Source organism: Mycolicibacterium sphagni, from assembly GCF_002250655.1.
Taxonomy (GTDB): Bacteria; Actinomycetota; Actinomycetes; order Mycobacteriales; family Mycobacteriaceae; genus Mycobacterium; species Mycobacterium sphagni.
Genome location: NZ_NOZR01000077.1, coordinates 1 through 218 on the forward strand (window position 1 = coordinate 1; position 218 = coordinate 218).

Sequence of the window (218 nt, forward strand, 5' to 3'; positions counted from 1 at the left end):
GCCTGCACCAGCGCATTGATGAACGCCGCCGGGTTCGGGAACGCCGCCAAAGCCGCCTGGAACGCCGCAAACAGCGCGCTGGCCGGATTGCCCAGCGCATTGAGCAGCGCCTGGAAACCGGTGAGCCCCGCCGCAATCCCCGCCTGGATCGTGTCGGCCAACTGGCCCGTGAACGTGGTGAATGCGTTGGCGAGGATGCCCAACGTCGGGTTGATGGC

1 protein-coding gene is annotated in these 218 nt (G+C 67.4%); it reads right to left on the reverse strand.

The window, feature by feature from the left end:
- The coding region (locus tag CG716_RS30465) for a hypothetical protein (RefSeq protein WP_165774356.1) at window positions 1-218 on the reverse strand (218 nt) is incomplete at both ends.